Source organism: Enterobacter sp. BNK-34, from assembly GCF_048684445.1.
Classification (GTDB): domain Bacteria; phylum Pseudomonadota; class Gammaproteobacteria; order Enterobacterales; family Enterobacteriaceae; genus Enterobacter; species Enterobacter pseudoroggenkampii.
The window spans coordinates 2336629-2350162 of the sequence record NZ_JBLQUA010000001.1; the positions used below are offsets into that span (position 1 = coordinate 2336629).

General features: G+C 55.6%; 18 protein-coding genes, 3 tRNA genes and 1 pseudogene. All 22 read left to right on the plus strand.

Annotation, left to right across the window (positions count from 1 at the left end):
* The first annotated feature begins 1 nt into the window (after position 1).
* The 22 genes and pseudogenes from ACMGG5_RS11365 (at position 2) to ACMGG5_RS11470 (ending at position 13534) form a co-directional block, all read left to right on the plus strand.
* Positions 2 to 628 carry a hypothetical protein gene (locus tag ACMGG5_RS11365; RefSeq protein ID WP_420277856.1) on the plus strand — a complete coding sequence of 209 codons (627 nt, stop codon included), beginning with the start codon at positions 2 to 4 and terminating at the stop codon, positions 626 to 628.
* Between the two features lie 149 nt (positions 629 to 777).
* Positions 778 to 1128: pseudogene (locus ACMGG5_RS11370) on the plus strand (hypothetical protein); the annotation flags it as partial.
* On the plus strand, positions 1128 to 1382 hold the full coding sequence (locus ACMGG5_RS11375; protein ID WP_420277857.1) for a hypothetical protein: 255 nt from the start codon (positions 1128 to 1130) through the stop codon (positions 1380 to 1382). The pseudogene ACMGG5_RS11370 and the gene ACMGG5_RS11375, both read left to right, overlap by 1 nt.
* Positions 1383 to 1593: 211 nt before the next feature.
* The gene (locus ACMGG5_RS11380; protein WP_045281518.1) at positions 1594 to 2049 is read left to right on the plus strand and encodes a YbcN family protein; all 456 of its coding nucleotides are present in this window, start codon (positions 1594 to 1596) and stop codon (positions 2047 to 2049) included.
* Positions 2049 to 2219 carry a NinE family protein gene (locus ACMGG5_RS11385; RefSeq protein ID WP_420277858.1) on the plus strand — a complete coding sequence of 57 codons (171 nt, stop codon included), beginning with the start codon at positions 2049 to 2051 and terminating at the stop codon, positions 2217 to 2219. The genes ACMGG5_RS11380 and ACMGG5_RS11385 overlap by 1 nt, the downstream gene beginning before the upstream one ends.
* Positions 2212 to 2502, plus strand: a complete 291-nt coding sequence (locus ACMGG5_RS11390; RefSeq protein WP_252073432.1) for a DUF1364 domain-containing protein — start codon at positions 2212 to 2214, stop codon at positions 2500 to 2502. Before ACMGG5_RS11385 ends, ACMGG5_RS11390 begins: the two co-directional genes overlap by 8 nt.
* On the plus strand, positions 2499 to 2861 hold the full coding sequence (rusA, locus tag ACMGG5_RS11395) for a crossover junction endodeoxyribonuclease RusA (RefSeq protein WP_420277859.1): 363 nt from the start codon (positions 2499 to 2501) through the stop codon (positions 2859 to 2861). The genes ACMGG5_RS11390 and rusA overlap by 4 nt, the downstream gene beginning before the upstream one ends.
* Entirely contained in the window at positions 2858 to 2974 is a 117-nt protein-coding gene (locus ACMGG5_RS11400; RefSeq protein ID WP_420277860.1) for a hypothetical protein, read from the plus strand. Before rusA ends, ACMGG5_RS11400 begins: the two co-directional genes overlap by 4 nt.
* Positions 2971 to 3660 (plus strand): bacteriophage antitermination protein Q, encoded by a 690-nt coding sequence (locus ACMGG5_RS11405; protein WP_420277861.1) that lies wholly within the window; start codon positions 2971 to 2973, stop codon positions 3658 to 3660. The genes ACMGG5_RS11400 and ACMGG5_RS11405 overlap by 4 nt, the downstream gene beginning before the upstream one ends.
* A 121-nt stretch (positions 3661 to 3781) precedes the next feature.
* Positions 3782 to 3856 (plus strand) — tRNA-Asn (locus ACMGG5_RS11410).
* Between the two features lie 5 nt (positions 3857 to 3861).
* Positions 3862 to 3936: transfer RNA gene (locus ACMGG5_RS11415), tRNA-Thr, on the plus strand.
* A 2-nt stretch (positions 3937 to 3938) separates the two neighbouring features.
* Positions 3939 to 4014 (plus strand) — tRNA-Arg (locus ACMGG5_RS11420).
* Between the two features lie 454 nt (positions 4015 to 4468).
* Positions 4469 to 4789 carry a hypothetical protein gene (locus ACMGG5_RS11425; protein WP_126306037.1) on the plus strand — a complete coding sequence of 107 codons (321 nt, stop codon included), beginning with the start codon at positions 4469 to 4471 and terminating at the stop codon, positions 4787 to 4789.
* 55 nt (positions 4790 to 4844) lie between these two features.
* On the plus strand, positions 4845 to 5297 hold the full coding sequence (locus tag ACMGG5_RS11430; protein ID WP_257467735.1) for a lysozyme: 453 nt from the start codon (positions 4845 to 4847) through the stop codon (positions 5295 to 5297).
* The gene (locus tag ACMGG5_RS11435) at positions 5294 to 5755 is read left to right on the plus strand and encodes a lysis protein (protein ID WP_420277862.1); all 462 of its coding nucleotides are present in this window, start codon (positions 5294 to 5296) and stop codon (positions 5753 to 5755) included. The genes ACMGG5_RS11430 and ACMGG5_RS11435 overlap by 4 nt, the downstream gene beginning before the upstream one ends.
* A 138-nt stretch (positions 5756 to 5893) precedes the next feature.
* Positions 5894 to 6334 carry a hypothetical protein gene (locus ACMGG5_RS11440; RefSeq protein WP_420277863.1) on the plus strand — a complete coding sequence of 147 codons (441 nt, stop codon included), beginning with the start codon at positions 5894 to 5896 and terminating at the stop codon, positions 6332 to 6334.
* 61 nt (positions 6335 to 6395) lie between these two features.
* On the plus strand, positions 6396 to 7439 hold the full coding sequence (locus ACMGG5_RS11445; RefSeq protein WP_420277864.1) for a terminase small subunit: 1044 nt from the start codon (positions 6396 to 6398) through the stop codon (positions 7437 to 7439).
* A 1-nt stretch (position 7440) separates the two neighbouring features.
* On the plus strand, positions 7441 to 8772 hold the full coding sequence (locus tag ACMGG5_RS11450) for a terminase large subunit domain-containing protein (protein ID WP_250127086.1): 1332 nt from the start codon (positions 7441 to 7443) through the stop codon (positions 8770 to 8772).
* A gap of 11 nt (positions 8773 to 8783) precedes the next feature.
* A complete protein-coding gene (locus ACMGG5_RS11455) occupies positions 8784 to 10205 on the plus strand; it encodes an anti-CBASS protein Acb1 family protein (RefSeq protein WP_250127085.1) in 1422 nt (473 codons plus the stop codon).
* Complete coding sequence (locus ACMGG5_RS11460; protein ID WP_250127084.1) at positions 10202 to 11026, plus strand: hypothetical protein; 825 nt, start codon at positions 10202 to 10204, stop codon at positions 11024 to 11026. Before ACMGG5_RS11455 ends, ACMGG5_RS11460 begins: the two co-directional genes overlap by 4 nt.
* A gap of 12 nt (positions 11027 to 11038) precedes the next feature.
* Positions 11039 to 12658, plus strand: coding sequence for an NUDIX domain-containing protein (locus tag ACMGG5_RS11465; RefSeq protein WP_420277865.1), 1620 nt, complete (start codon positions 11039 to 11041; stop codon positions 12656 to 12658).
* A 15-nt stretch (positions 12659 to 12673) separates the two neighbouring features.
* Positions 12674 to 13534, plus strand: a complete 861-nt coding sequence (locus ACMGG5_RS11470; protein WP_420277866.1) for a hypothetical protein — start codon at positions 12674 to 12676, stop codon at positions 13532 to 13534.

Sequence of the window (13534 nt, forward strand, 5' to 3'; positions counted from 1 at the left end):
CATGAGCACTATTACCAAAGAATTCACCAAAGAGCAGTTAATCGAGCATTTACGCTCGCGGATTGAACATCGGAATGGGCTTATAGCCAGCATGCATATCGATCGTGGCTATCGTGACTATCTTCAGCTTGAATTGCGCTCATCGGAAATCGCGCTGGCATCGCTCGAAGCGGAGCCTGTGGGTTTTATTGTGAGGAACAAGAAAACGGGGCAGTTTGGCAGCTGGATGCACTCAAAAGCTGATTGGTTTAAGGATGATGGCTATGAATTCCTGAACGCTTATATCGCCCCGCCAGCGCCGGCATCTGTGCCTGATGAGTCGGCTGTTGAATTGTTTGCAACTGACCTGATGAAACGGATCGACAAGATAACCGGCGAGCGTCACAGCCTAGCCACGCTAAGTTCTCTGCGGGTTAGCATTGTGGAAGCCTGCCGCGCCGCCATGCTTCAGGGTGCCGATGGCGCCCTCACTAATGAGGATACCAAGCGAGTGGACGAATTGGTCATGTGGATTAAGCGTTTAGCCCACTCACTGAGAAAAGCCAAGCCTGACAGCAAGTTACAAAGCGATGCAATGGACTACTTGAGCCGGAAGGGGTTAATTGGCGTGGAGGATATACTGCGATGATGACAGATAAAGACCTGACTGATGATGTGCTTGACGAGATTATTGCCGGAGCCAAAACGTCGATGGAGCAGTATCTTGCTCTGTCGTTGAAGGCTGAGCGAGCTGCCAATCGACAACAAAACTCACAACAAAATATTCCGGAAAATATTCCTGTCAATACGCCATGCAAGGATGCGCCAGAGCATATCTGGCTTCAAACCGCTGGTGTATGGCCGGAGAACGGCGAGTTCAGCGAATTAACATGGTGCAGCGACAATCAGCACCCTGACGACACGCTATATGTTCGTGCTGACGTCGTGTCTGGCAACTCTCCGGTGATTCCGGATGAAGTGTTTTCAGCAGTAAGGAAGGTTGCCCGAATTCGCGCAGACTTCGATGACTTTGATGGTGACAGACGCGGTATCGGTGATTGTCTTGATGAGGCCGAGCAGGAGCTTATCGTGACCATTAACAAACACGCTAGCGTGATTGCAGCAGCGCCGCAGCAGGAGGTGAAGTGATGGGCAAGTTAACTTTCGTCATTGAGTTCGAAGACGGCAAGGAGCCGCCAGTGCATGCCCATATGGAAGCTTTAGGCGGGAAGGTTGTTGCGGTCGCGTTCCGTGATGCATTGAGCGAGGATAATCCTCCGAAGACGATCGCTACCTCTCCTCAGGTGCTTAGCGAGATGCGGTGCTTTATCTGCAATGGCAAACATCCGATAGGTGTCGCCTGCCCACTCAGTTCGCCAACAGTGGTATCGCATAGTGCCTAACCCATTCGACGCATAACTAAACGTCAAGCAACGTTTGATTTCCAATAATCACCCAGCCATAATTAAGTCATCGGAGCCTGAACAACTTCGATGACTTCTTCGCATTTAAGGGGACTTAAATGCGATCACAATCTGAAATCCTCACCTTGTCACAGATGCAGAAATGCACCTGCGATTTTCTGCATTCTGCGGTTTCCGTTAAGGAGGCCGTATGACTCTGCCAGTAGACGGTATCAAACTCCATCGCGGCAACTTTGCGGCAATCGGCCAGCAGATTCAGCCATTGCTGGACGCCGGGCAATGCTTCCGCCTGCAGGTTAAGCCGTGGCGCGAGAAGCGCAGCCTGTCTCAGAACGCGCTCAGCCACATGTGGTACACGGAAATCAGCGACTACCTCATCGCCCGCGGCAAGACCTTTGCTACGCCTGAGTGGGTCAAAGACGCGATGAAACACACCTATCTCGGCTACGAAAGCAAAGACCGGGTAGACGTCGTGTCCGGAGAGGTGACCACGGTTCAATCTCTCCGCCATACCTCCGATCTGGAAACCGGCGAAATGTACATCTTCCTGTGCAAAGTCGAAGCTTGGGCGATGAATATCGGCTGCCACCTGACCATACCCCAAAGTTGCGAATACCAGCAGCTGCGCGATAAGCAGGAGGCCTGATGTCTACTCCACTTTCCCGCGTCATCACAAACGAAATCTTCCGCGTTCCGGCGCGCCGTCAGCGTAAGACCGCTGTTAATCCGTCCGACATCCCGGCTTTGAAAGGCTACACCGCCCGCCTGGTGGATCAGAAATGGCTGCGCCTCGCGGCACGGAGGGCGCATGGCTAATTTATGCAAGGCCGCACGCGGCCGCGAATGTCAGGTGCGGATCCCAGGCGTATGCAATGGCGACCCTGAAACCTCAGTGCTGGCACATATCCGCCTGGCGGGCCTGTGCGGAACCGGAATCAAGCCGCCTGACCTGATCGCCACCATCGCATGCAGCAGCTGCCACGACGAGATTGATCGCCGCACTCGCCTGGTCGATGCGGAATATGCAAAGGAGTGCGCGCTGGAAGGCATGGCTCGCACGCAGGTCATCTGGCTTAAAGAGGGGCTCGTAAAAACATGAATGATTACCGCATCAGCCTCCCGTGGCCGCCGAGCAACAACCGCTACTACCGACATAACCGCGGGCGCACGCACATCAGCACAGAAGGGCAGGCGTACCGCGACAGTGTCGCCAGAATCATCAAAGACTCAATGCTGGATATCGGCCTAGCGACACCCGTGAAAATCCGCATTGAGTGCCATATGCCGGATCGCCGCCGCCGCGACCTGGACAATCTGCAAAAGGCCGCGTTCGACGCCCTGACGAAATCCGGGTTCTGGCTCGATGACCAGCAGGTCTACTACTACAGCGTGAAGAGGATGCCAATCGTCAAAGGCGGCAGGCTTGAACTGACCATCACCGAACTGGAGGCTGAATGAACCACACAGACTTCCTGCGGTATCAGGCCGAAAGCGTTAAGCGCGCTAGCCTGCCACCAGTAGCAAAGCATAACCAGACCAAAACCAACCAGCCACAGAAGGAAGCCGCATGAACAGTCAGCAACTGGAATACGTACGTCAGCAGCTCATTGTGGCGACCGCAGATCTGAGCGGGGCGACGAAAGGGCAGCTGGTAGCTTTCGCCGAGAACGCGCAATTCACCGCGACAGCGCGCAGCCGGGGCCGGAAGAAAATCACCGACCCGGTCACCGGCCGGAAAGTTAACCCGGACGGACCGCCGATGAGCGGCAACCAGTCACGCGCCAAGGGCTCATCAATCGCGCTGGTGGGGCCGGTAGAGTACAGCACTGCATCCTGGCGCCGCGCTGTGCTTTCTCTGGAAGACCATCAGAAAGCGTGGCTGCTCTGGAACTACAGCGAGAACATCAAATTCGAGCACCAGGTGGTGATCACCCAGTGGGCGTGGGGAGAGTTCCGGGAACGCCTCGGCGCGAAGAAGGTGGCCGGCAAAACGATGGAGCGCCTGAAGAAACTGATATGGCTGGCGGCGCAGGACGTCAAAGCGGAGCTGGCTGGCAAGGATGTGTATCAGCATCAGTACCTGGCGGCTCTGTGTGGCGTTAAGCCTGATAACTGGTGCCATAACTACGCCGACTACTGGCGGGCCATGTGCGACATCTTTAAGCGGCTTGATGCCGATTCTCTTCTCTGTGCTGTGAGAACACGATCACAACAAAAGGCGACTTTTTCGCAGCAGGGTATTGCAAAAGTCAATTAAATGAGCCATATTTGAGTCTACTTTGATATGCTGCCTAAATTACATCGGCGGCATGAAGATGATAGTCACTATCCAGTTTGTAAAATGAGCCCTGGCATCCCGCCGGGGCTTTTTCGTTTCAGGGTCAGAAGCACAGCGGTTGTGCGTTCGGCTGTTAACCGAATGGTCGAAGGTTCGAATCCTTCCTGTCCCGCCAAATTCGCCGGTCTAGTTCAGTGGCAGAACGGCAGCCTTGTAAGCTGCGCGTCAGAGGTTCGATTCCTTTGCCCGGCACCAATTTGCCTGTAGCTCAGAGGAAAGAGCAACCGCCTTCTAAGCGGTTGGTCGCTGGTTCGAATCCAGCCAGGCGAGCCATCAGCAAAACACATCGTCATCGGGGCGGTGTTATCTTGCATGAGGCGGAAGAGTAGCGCTCCTTCCCGTCAGTTCCACGAAACGGAGCATGCAACAGGTAAGAGCATTGAGTATGTGACGGCATCCCGGTGAGACCAGGCACACTTCCCTGGCGCGGCAATGCTCTTTCCGTTGTGGTGAAGTACAAGATGACAGTGCTGATGAATCGGGGACATCGAAACCCTTGAGCCGGGTCTAATGGGGACGGCAACAACGCGACTTCAGCCACCACAAACAAACCCACTGCCTGGGACCCTTCGGCCATAGAGCCGGCATTGCCTTACCCCCATATTGCCCGCCTGTCGCGGGCTTTTTTATTTCGGCCGCAGACAATCAATTCCAGATGCCCCGTAGCTATCGTGTCTGACGGCCTTTCTCTTACTACGACACAGCACCCCGAAGCCGGAGGTGTGGAATGCAACGTATGAACCCAACAAATGGACACGATCTGCCGTACTGGTGGTCGGCGGCCTTGGGGCTGTTCTCTTTGCTTAGCCTGCAGGATTACGTGTTTATTATCGGGGCGCTTATATCGGCGTTCTTCACGATAAAAACTTATTACGCAAAACGGAAAGAAGAGCGTGAGCGTATGGCTGAGGAGAGGAAACGCACCCAGCTGCTGGAAAACTACTTATCTGATGTAGGCAAAAAACCCCACTCCGATCGCCCGGCTGCCGCCGAGGTAGTTACGGAGGCAATGCGGAGAATTTCCGGTGGCCCAGTTGAAACTGAGTAAGAAAAGCGGCGCGGCGGGCATTGTCTGCTCCGTCGGAACGATCATCGCCATTGTGATGAATGCGGGCCATGTCAGGACTAACGAGCGCGGGCTGGAGTTAATCGGCAACGCTGAATCTTGCCGACGTGATCCGTATGTCTGCCCGGCAGGTGTGCTGACTGACGGCATGGGGAACACGCATGGCGTAAAACTCGGCACCGTTAAGTCTGACCAGCAGATCGCAGCCGAGTGGGAGCGCAACATCCTTGATGCTGAGTCCTGCGTTAACCGCTACGGGAATGGCAGAAAGCTATCTGACGATACTTTCTCTGCAGCTGTATCGGTAACGTTTCGTGCTGGCTGCGGAAACATGCGTACCTCCACGATGTTCTCTCTTCTCAGAGGTGGGGATATCACGGCGGCATGCAACCAGTTCCCTCGCTGGGTATGGGGTGGCGGAAAGGTTCTTCCTGGTCTGGTAACTCGCGCCGGGAAAGAAAAGGCGCTCTGCCTGGACGGTGTGAAATGAGTCGGTTAACCGCAATCATCTGTGCTGTCATTATCTGCCTGCTGGTTTCCATGGCCTGGGCGATTAACCACTACCGCGACAATGCCATCGCCTACAAAGACCAGCGCGACAAAGCCACCAAAAATCTCAACCTGGCTAACGCCACCATTAAAGATATGCAGGTGCGCCAGCGTGATGTCGCTGCGCTGGATGCCAAATACACGAAGGAATTGTCCGATGCGAAAAAGCAGCTTGATGATCTGCAGCGTTGTGTTCGCGATGGCAAGTGTGGGTTGCACGTCAACGCCAGATGCCCCACGAACGGAGCGACCAGCGCCGGCGGCATGGGCGATGCTTCCGGCCCCCGACTTACTGACTCCGCTGAACGGGATTATTTCACCCTCAGAGAGCGAATCGCGACAGTGACGAAGCAGGTCGGCTATTTGCAGGACTATATCAAAGAGCAGTGCCTCAAATAACAGCCTCGCAATAGCGGGGCTTTTTATTGCGCTTCGCATGCGCATTTCGAAGAGAGACTTTCAGTCGTGAGCCTGGGCAAGCCGTTCGCTCTTGGCGGCTTTGCCATGCGACAGGCTCACATCTAAAAGGGTAGTCACATGAAAATCATTAAGCATTGGTTGGTAAAACTTTATCAGCACAGTCAGCATTCACCCCTGGCGGCGGTAAGTTCAAATTGGGTTTCAAAGAAGCTGATCGCAGAAGGGTATTCGAAAGACAAGATTACTCTCCCTCATCGCGACGGATTTATCGAGCTGCTGACAGACCAATCTGACGCTGAGTCAACAACTTACCGCGCCGATATCGTCGACAGCATTGTGTGCACTCCGGTTTACGAATGCGAAGATGAAGCAAAAGCTGATTCGGACGAAGCAAAAGGGCGCTACAACTACGACACCTTCAAGGCAGCAGCAAAACCGCTGATACAATGGCTGAACGAAAACGCCAACCCTCACGCATCGGTCATTGTTGATTGCACCAGTGCAGAGCTCCTCACCGGGGAAATTGCCGTAAACACGAAAGAGTTCCTGAAAGACTGAGCAGGCATTACAGAAGCCCTTCACTGAGGGGCTTCGATAATGTCAAAGTGAGGTAAGTATTATGGCAAAACCGGACTGGGGAGCACTGCAAGACCAGTTCCTCGCCGAGCATGCCAAAACAGGTATTTCCCCCAAAGACTGGTGCCAGGCTCAGGGACTGAATTACGCATCTGCGAAACGCTACATCAAAGTAACGTCGTATGGTGCGAAATCGCAGAAAGAAGCTGCGAAAAAAAATGCGAATTCGCAGAAAGGAAAACACGCGCAGGAGAGCGCAAAGCCAGAGCCTGAGGTGCAAAAAAAAACTGCACCAGAGCGCTCGGTTACTCCGCTCTCAGCACCAGATGATTTCGGTCTTTCTGACCAACAGATGATATTTGCGCAGCATGTCGTCGAGGGGAAAACTCGCGTCGAGGCCTATCGTCTTGCCGGTTACACGGGGACGGGAAATGCCGCTTACGTGACAGCTAGCCAGCTCCTCAGAAACCCTAAGGTTTCACGTTATGTGCATCACCTACGCAATGAGCGGCAGAGGCGATACGCAGCAGAGCTTGATGATGTTATCGGTCAACTGACGGCAATCATCAACGCGGACCCTAACGAGATAGCTCAGTATCGACGTGTTAACTGCCGGTACTGCTGGGGGAACGAGCACAGATATCAGTGGCGGGATATTGCCGAGCAACTTGCCGCTGAGCGCAAAGCTGAAGCCGACGGCGCGCATCCCCCGGACACATCGGGGGGTATTGGATTTGTCGATAACGGCGACCCAAACCCAGAATGCCCGCGCTGCAATGGTGAAGGCGTTGGAGAGCCATTCTTTGCCGATACCAGGGATCTGGAAGGTGATGCGCGCTATTTGCTGCATGGTGTGAAGCTTGGCAAGTTCGGGATTGAAATCCTGACTGCCGACAAAGATAGCGCCCGCAAAGAGCTGGCGCGACTAATCCTCTTGCGGAAAACAAGCGAGCGTCAATCGTTGCTCGATGTAGAGCGTCTTGAGTTGCAAAACGAGAAGCTACGTCACGAAATTAGTGCTTTGAAAGACGGCGACAAAGACAACGCGATCGTCGTACACAATACCCTGCCGATACCTGGAAGATGATATGGCCGACATTTACCTCCCGACGCTGCATGACGGGCAGTTAAAGGTCTGGTCCGATTCCTGGGAAGGTCAACTGCATGCGGTCCGGTGTGGTCGCCGCTGGGGTAAAACCTTCATGCTGTCCAGTGCTGCCGTGACCTATGCTACTGCGCCGTTTAAACGCCCGGGCATGGACATCGAACTCGGAGGCCGCGTCGGTATCTTCACCGCGGAGTATCGCCAGTATCAGGAGATCTACGACAAGCTCGAAGAAATCCTGCTGCCTCTGAAAAAAAGCTTTAGCCGCCAGGAGAAGCGCCTGCTGCTGAAGAATGGCGGGAAGATCGACTTCTGGGTCACCAACGACAACAAACTGGCTGGCCGTGGCCGTGAGTACGAAATCATCCTGATAGACGAAGCGGCATTTACCAAGTCGCCGGAGATGCTTAGGGAGATATGGCCGAAGTCGATTAAGCCAACGCTGCTGACGACGAAGGGCCGGGCCTACGTGTTTTCAACGCCGGACGGGGTGGACGAGGAGAACTTTTTCTACGCCATCTGCCACGACAAGAACCTTGGCTTTATCGAGCATCACGCGCCGACATCCTCCAACCCGTTCGTTCCGCCGGAAGAACTGGAGAAGGAGAAAGCCAACAACGACCCGCGCGTGTTCCGCCAGGAGTTTCTGGCCGAGTTCGTCGACTGGTCCGCCGCTTCGCTGTTCGACGTCCGCAAATGGTTCGAGGGTGAGAATCAGGATCAACCTGTCGATTACCCTGAAATGTGCCAGGCCGTCTTCGCTGTCATGGATACCGCCGTCAAGGGTGGTTCTGAGCATGACGGCACGGCGGTGGTGTATTACGCCGTCGACACCCGGCCCGGCATTCAGCGCCTCACCATTCTGGACTGGGATGTCGTGCAGATTGACGGCGCGCTGCTGGAGACGTGGATGCCGTCGGTGTTCGACCGCCTCAACGAGCTTTCCGGGCAGTGCGTTGCCATCAACGGCAGCCTCGGCGTGTTCATCGAAGACGCCGGCATGGGCAGCATCCTCCTGCAGAAAGGTGAAAGCCTGGGATGGCCGGTCAACAAAATTGAGTCCGCCCTTACCAGCAAAGGAAAGGACGAACGCGCCATTATGGCCTCCGGTTACCACTACCGCGGCCTGGCGAAAATATCCCGACACGCCTACGAGAAGACAGCCGTCTTCAAGGGCGAGACAGCAAACCATCTGCACAAGCAGGTTTCCCGATTCCACCTTGCCGACAAGAAAGCGCATAAGCGCGCCGATGACCTGCTCGATGATTACACCTACGGGCTGATCATCGCCTTCGGCAGCGGCGACGCAATCTGACGAGAGAACCAATGAACGAAGACGATTTCGAAATCGGCAGCTGCTCTCACTCAGAGTTGATGGCATTGCTGGACAGCGACGACATCCAGCCAGGGTCAACGGCTGGCTATCAGACCTGCAAAACGGTTTACCTCTACCACCCGCTGGGCGGCAAGATGGTGGATCGCCCGATTAAAATGGCGATGAATGAGCCGCGCACCGTGCATGTTGCCCAGTCGTATGGGCTTGAGCAGCGCCTGCGCGACGCGTTCGAGCGCGAATGGAAAGCAATGGGTGCTAACCAGCACATCGCCAACGCCGCGCGCATCGCCCGTATTTACGGCGTTTCAGCGATCGCCATGCTGGTGGATAACCAGGAGCCGAATGAATCGCTGGACTACCGCACGCTGTACAAGCACAACGTCAGCTTTAACATTCTGGACCCGCTGAACACCGCGGGCAGCATTGTGCTGAATCAGGACCCGAACGCGCAGGACTTCCAGAAAGTCGACGGCATCCGGGTTGCTGGCAAGCCGTATCACAAATCACGTTGTGTCGTCGTGCAGAACGAGGATCCGATTTACCTCGCGTACAACCCCGCGGCGTTCGGATTCACCGGTCGCAGCGTGTACCAACGCGCTCTCTACCCGCTGAAGTCTTTCATCCAGACCATGCGAACCGACGACATGGTTGCGGTGAAAGGTGGTCTGCTGGTGACGAAAATCAAGGGGCCAAGCTCCGTCGTCAACAACATGATGCAGAAGCTCAGCGGCATTAAGCGCATGATGCTGAAGCGCGGGAAGACGGGAGAGGTCCTGCAGATTGGCGAGAGCGACAACATCGAGTCAATCAACCTGAGCAACCTGGAAAAGCCTCTCGACTCTGCGCGTAAGCATATCTTGGAGAACACGGCCGCCGCCGCCGATATGCCAGCGATCATCCTCAACTCTGAGACGTTCGCCCAGGGATTCGGCGAAGGCACTGAAGATGCCCGCGCCGTTGCGGTGTACATCGACAACATCCGCGAGTGGCTGGACCCGCTTTATGCGTTCTTCATTCGCGTGTGCCAGTATCGCGCCTGGAGTATTGAGTTCTTCCAGTCGCTGCGTGCCGACTTCCCGGAGCTGAAAAACACCTACAGCGTGTATTTCGCGAGTTGGATAAACAACTTCGAATATCGCTGGCCGTCCTCTCTGAAAGAGCCGGAAAGCGAGAAGGTGAAGGTCGATGAAACGCGATTTAAGGCGATCGTCAGCATGCTGGAAGTGGTGTTGCCGCAGCTCACAGCTGACCCTGAAAACCGCGCGACGATTATCGAGTGGGCGTGTGAAAACGCCAACGCCAATGAGAACCTCTTCCCTCAGCGGCTTAACCTCGATTACGACTCGCTGAAAGCCAACCCACCGCCGGAGCCGCCAAAAGCTGAAGAGCCGGGCGGCGGGATGATGCTATGAACACTTTCACCCGAACAGTGAGAGACGCGGTGAAGTTCTTTCTCCGCAACGGCTACTCATCCCGTGAAGAGCTGGAGCGCTGGCAGGCGATTATCCGCCAGGCCGCCGAAAGCGAAACCGCCGATGACTACATGGCGATGGTCACCCGCAACCTGACGAAAGCATACGACCTGCAGGTGGGGCGTGCTGGCGCGCTGAAGCGCCACCAGGGCATATCCCGGTTTACGCTCAACTACCTTGAGCCAAAGCTGAGGACGGAGCTCGACAGGCGGATCCTCGCCAGCGCTGACCTTATCCAGCTCAACCGAAAAAAAGCCATCGACACCACGTTGTCGCGGTTTAGCGGCTGGGCCAGCAGCATTCCCTCTGCTGATAGCATTGCGCTGAACGGCATTCAGGGAACGATGCGGGAGACGGCAGCGCACATTCAGAAGGCCGCCGAGAAGGTGGACTATGAAGCGCGGCGGGTGATGATCGACCAGAATCATAAGCTGATAGCCAACATCGACAACGTGATCGCAACGAGCAACAACGCGATTGCAGCGATATGGCACAGCCACTGGCGGCGACCGGGCTATGACTTCCGCGAGGACCACAAGGAACGCGATCAGCTGTATTACCTGATTCGCGGGAACTGGGCGCAAAAAAACGGGTACGTGAAAGCCGGGCCAGCTGGTTACCTCGACGAAATCACTCAGCCTGGCGAAGAGGTTTTTTGTCAGTGCTACGTGACCTACATCTACAACCTCAGAAGCATTCCAGAATACATGCTGACCCAGAAGGGGCAGAAGTTTATGGAGTCGATGAAGAAAGCAGCATAGGAGCATTAAAACGTGGCTATTTTTGGCAGCGGGATAATGTTCCGTCAGGGTAAGTTCGTTTTCCTGATCCAGCGCTCGGATGATGGCACGTGGTGTCAGCCTGGCGGAACGGTAGAGCCGGGCGAGCTGGCTATTGATGCCGCGCGCCGCGAGGTGCTGGAAGAGGTTGGCTATCAGTACGATGGCTCGCTGACTCCGCACAGCGTATACGGCGATTATCTGACGTTTCGCGCCGAAGTGCCGGAGAGGTTCGAGGCGAAGCTTAACGACGAATCGCTGGCCGCCGGATGGTTCCACATTGACGATCTGCCCAAGCCGCTTCATCAGCCCTTCGCTGAGATGCTGGCGCAGCAGGCGCTCAATGAAACCGAGGTGGCCGCGCTCATCGCTGACGGGACGCTGAGCAGCCCGCAATTCTTTATCAACATGTGGATGTTCGCCATCCGGGTAACCGGAACAGGGGTTACCTGGCGCTCCGCAGATCAACAGATGGCCTTTCGTAACCCGGATGACTATCTCACCCCAGAGTTTCTCCAGCGAGTTGCCGGTGTACCGCTTATCTGGCTGCACCCGGAGAAAAACAAGCTCGATAGCGATGAATTTGCGAAGCGTGTTATCGGCACCCTGACGAACAGCTGGGTTGCTGATAATGGCGAGGTCTGGGCTATCGCCCGGGTGTACGACGCTGAAGCCGCCGAAATTATGGCGACACGGCAGTTGAGTACTTCGCCAACCGTCACGTTCAGCGAAATGCAGGACGCAATCATCAAAATCGACGGTCAGCCTCTATTGGTGGAAGGTTCCCCGGTATTGCTCGACCACGTTGCAATTTGTGAACAGGGCGTATGGGACAAGCTCCTTGCCCCTACTGGTGTTAAATCTGATTCCATTCCAAACGAGGCTGAAAAGATGGACGAGGAAAAAATCGTAGCGCTAATCAATAAGGCGATTGACGCACGCATGGCTAAGGCTGACTCAGAAGCAGCAGACCTGAAAGCCAAGGCCGATGCCGAAGAAGCAGCCAAGAAAGAAAAGGCTGATGCTGAGGAAAAAGAGGCCGAAGAGGCGAAAGCCAAAGCTGACGCGGAAGAGAAAGCCGCAAAAGAAAAAGCAGACGCAGAAGCCAAAGAGAAGGCCGACGCGGAAGAGGCAGAACGTATGGCGAAAGAAAAGGCTGATTCTGAACTGCGTCAGCAGATCGCCGACCTGCGCTCCCGCATCCCAACCGAGTTGAGCGATGAAGAGCGCAACGAAGTAGCCGACGCACAGGTGAAGGCCGATAGCGTGTTCTCCTGCTTCGGCAAGCGCGCGCCGGTACCGCTGTCTGGTGAAAAGCCGCTGGCATATCGCCGCCGCCTGATGATCCAGCTTCAGGAGCATTCGCCTGACTTCAAATCCGTCGACCTGTCCTCCATCGCTGACTCAGCCCTGCTGAGCGTAGCCGAGAAGACGATCTATGCCGACGCGCAGAAATCGGCAAGCCTGTCTGTTGGCCCTGGCATGCTGCGCGAAATTAAACGCGCTGATGCGACCGGTCGCCAGATCAGCACCTTCGAAGGCGATCCTGCTGCCGCCTGGGCTCCGTTCCAGTCCGGCAAGCGTCAGGTCACCAGTTTCAACAACCAGGCTTAACGGGAGCTCTCAAGCATGGCTAACTTATCTCTTAACCCGATGGCAACCACGAATGCGCTGGGCTCCTTCGGTGTGCAGTCCGACGGTTATATTCAGGGCGTGGCGCTGGATGACCCGGCTAACCGCTTCAATCTGGCGGCGGGAACCGTGGCGGCAACGGAAACCAAACCACTTTGGGGCGGTCTGCCGGTTGCTGAACTTCTGCCTGGTACCAGCTCAAGCCCGCGCGGTTCATACATCCGTCGTGCCGTGTCTGTTGCCGAACTGGAAGGCTTCACCGTCTTCAATCAGGCTCACAACGGCCTGACCACACCTCAGTCTCCGGTTCCGCTGTACGCATCAGGCATGAGCGTTTCTTACTACCGCCTGGGTTCCAACATGCGCGTTCCGCTGAAGGCATCTGCGCAGGTTGTCGCGCTGGGCACCACCGGCGCTTCAGTGAAAACTCCGCTGGCCTGGGACTTCGTGAACAACCAAATCACCACCGCGGCGGCGGCCGGTTTCGCTGGTTCTGATATTGCGACAACTGCAGTGACCTATGCCAATGGCGTGGCGACAGCGGTAACCGATTCAGCTCATGGCCTGACTGCTGGTCAGTACGTGAAAATCAGCGGCGTCGCTCCTGCTGCGTACAACGGCACTGTGGTCGTGCTTTCAGTCGTGAACACAACGACCTTCACCTATGCCCCGGCAACTGTACCAGGCGGCGCTGCAACCACGCAGGGCACCATCGGCGCAGTTACGCTTTCCGACATCACGCTGCCGGTAAAAGTGCTCGCCATCGAATCAGGCAACTCCAAGACTGTCAGCTATGACAGCGCGACGGGCTTCCTGACCTGGAATAACACCGACAGCTGCGCGCTGGTCTTACTTTAA

What these genes read in the sequence shown, in the direction of transcription:
- ACMGG5_RS11365 (WP_420277856.1), top strand. Translation starts at nt 2, where the DNA reads ATGAGCACTATTACCAAAGAATTCACCAAAGAGCAGTTAATCGAGCAT.
- ACMGG5_RS11375 (WP_420277857.1), top strand. Translation starts at nt 1,128, where the DNA reads ATGGGCAAGTTAACTTTCGTCATTGAGTTCGAAGACGGCAAGGAGCCG.
- ACMGG5_RS11380 (WP_045281518.1), top strand. Translation starts at nt 1,594, where the DNA reads ATGACTCTGCCAGTAGACGGTATCAAACTCCATCGCGGCAACTTTGCG.
- ACMGG5_RS11385 (WP_420277858.1), top strand. Translation starts at nt 2,049, where the DNA reads ATGTCTACTCCACTTTCCCGCGTCATCACAAACGAAATCTTCCGCGTT.
- ACMGG5_RS11390 (WP_252073432.1), top strand. Translation starts at nt 2,212, where the DNA reads ATGGCTAATTTATGCAAGGCCGCACGCGGCCGCGAATGTCAGGTGCGG.
- rusA (WP_420277859.1), top strand. Translation starts at nt 2,499, where the DNA reads ATGAATGATTACCGCATCAGCCTCCCGTGGCCGCCGAGCAACAACCGC.
- ACMGG5_RS11400 (WP_420277860.1), top strand. Translation starts at nt 2,858, where the DNA reads ATGAACCACACAGACTTCCTGCGGTATCAGGCCGAAAGCGTTAAGCGC.
- ACMGG5_RS11405 (WP_420277861.1), top strand. Translation starts at nt 2,971, where the DNA reads ATGAACAGTCAGCAACTGGAATACGTACGTCAGCAGCTCATTGTGGCG.
- ACMGG5_RS11425 (WP_126306037.1), top strand. Translation starts at nt 4,469, where the DNA reads ATGCAACGTATGAACCCAACAAATGGACACGATCTGCCGTACTGGTGG.
- ACMGG5_RS11430 (WP_257467735.1), top strand. Translation starts at nt 4,845, where the DNA reads ATGAATGCGGGCCATGTCAGGACTAACGAGCGCGGGCTGGAGTTAATC.
- ACMGG5_RS11435 (WP_420277862.1), top strand. Translation starts at nt 5,294, where the DNA reads ATGAGTCGGTTAACCGCAATCATCTGTGCTGTCATTATCTGCCTGCTG.
- ACMGG5_RS11440 (WP_420277863.1), top strand. Translation starts at nt 5,894, where the DNA reads ATGAAAATCATTAAGCATTGGTTGGTAAAACTTTATCAGCACAGTCAG.
- ACMGG5_RS11445 (WP_420277864.1), top strand. Translation starts at nt 6,396, where the DNA reads ATGGCAAAACCGGACTGGGGAGCACTGCAAGACCAGTTCCTCGCCGAG.
- ACMGG5_RS11450 (WP_250127086.1), top strand. Translation starts at nt 7,441, where the DNA reads ATGGCCGACATTTACCTCCCGACGCTGCATGACGGGCAGTTAAAGGTC.
- ACMGG5_RS11455 (WP_250127085.1), top strand. Translation starts at nt 8,784, where the DNA reads ATGAACGAAGACGATTTCGAAATCGGCAGCTGCTCTCACTCAGAGTTG.
- ACMGG5_RS11460 (WP_250127084.1), top strand. Translation starts at nt 10,202, where the DNA reads ATGAACACTTTCACCCGAACAGTGAGAGACGCGGTGAAGTTCTTTCTC.
- ACMGG5_RS11470 (WP_420277866.1), top strand. Translation starts at nt 12,674, where the DNA reads ATGGCTAACTTATCTCTTAACCCGATGGCAACCACGAATGCGCTGGGC.